At 37.3% G+C, this 1,233-nt stretch carries 1 protein-coding gene and 1 pseudogene; both read left to right on the top strand.

Translation table 11 applies throughout. The annotated features are described in order from the left end of the window. Positions 1 to 452 (top strand): annotated as a pseudogene (locus tag ACFIL2_RS03500) (hypothetical protein); the annotation flags it as partial. Between the two features lie 83 nt (positions 453 to 535). Next, complete coding sequence (locus ACFIL2_RS03495; RefSeq protein ID WP_375676915.1) at positions 536 to 1,192, top strand: hypothetical protein; 657 nt, start codon at positions 536 to 538, stop codon at positions 1,190 to 1,192. The last annotated feature ends 41 nt before the right edge of the window (positions 1,193 to 1,233 follow it).

Raw genomic sequence — 1,233 nt, 5'->3', positions numbered from 1 at the left:
TTTATGACAATGCAATCATTAATGGCAATGCAAAAATTGGTGGCTATGTTTTTGGCAATGCCGTTGTGAGTGATAATGCCGTTATTACTGAAGGGGCTCTTATTTACGATAATGCCCGTGTATATGAAAATGCTCATGTGAGTGGGCTTGTGTTTAATGATGCCCATGTCTACGGTAAATCACGCCTTGCTCCGTGGTCAAAAGCTTATGGCAATGCTCATGTTTTTGATAAAGCTATAGTTTATGATGGGAGCAATATTTATGACAATGCCAAGGTTTTTGGCTCGGCGCGTGTTGGTCCTTTTGCAAAAATTCATGATAATGCTCATGTGAGTGGCAAAGCACAAATTTGCCAATTTACAACGATTTATGGCAATGCTGTGCTTAAAGAAAATAAGAAATTTTCTGAAGATGTCTGTGGTTTTGATCAGAATATAAATAACGCTGCGTAAATAACGCGCGGTCGCGGGCGGGGGCGCCCCTCTTTAAAACATCTCATTTTAAAATTTAAATCTCTTTATAAAGGAATTGTGCTATGCAAAAAAAGTTTGCACTCACAAATGAAACGCGTGTAATTAGTAATCAAATTCTTTATCGCATTAAAGCTTTAAAAGACTTTTCTGATGTCAAGGCTGGCGATTTAGGCGGTTTTGTTGAAAAGGAAGATAACCTATCGCATTATGACAATTGCTGGGTCTATGATGATGCTTGTGTTTATAATAATGCCTATGTTTCTGATAATGCTAAAGTCTTAAATAAAGCTTATGTTTTCGATAATGCAAAAATTGAAGGCTATGCACAAGTTTATGATAATGCCGTGGTTTATGACAATGCTAGGGTTGCTGATCATGCCGTGGTTTTTGGAAGAACTTATGTTTACGGTTATGCCTGCGTTTTGAATCATGCTGAAGTATCTGACAGGGCTGTTATAAAAGGTCATGCTAAAATCTATGATGATGCTTTACTGACTGGCTATGCGCAAGCTTATGGCAATGCAAAAATTTTTGACAATGCTCAAGTTTGGTTTTTTGCTATAGTTGGTGATGATGCTTGTATTTATGAGAATGCAAAAATTACAGGCTATACATACATTTGTGATCAAGTGAGTGTTTTTGGCAATTCATATATAGATACAAAAAAATTAAATGGTCATATTAAAATTTGTGATCAAATCATAAGAGACGCTGCTTAAATAACAGCGCGGGGCGCGGCGGGGGCGCCTGCTTTTCAATC

It is taken from the genome of Bartonella sp. AP30XZML, assembly GCF_042195945.1.
Lineage (GTDB): Bacteria > Pseudomonadota > Alphaproteobacteria > Rhizobiales > Rhizobiaceae > Bartonella.
This window is presented reverse-complemented; position numbering and strand designations above follow the sequence as displayed.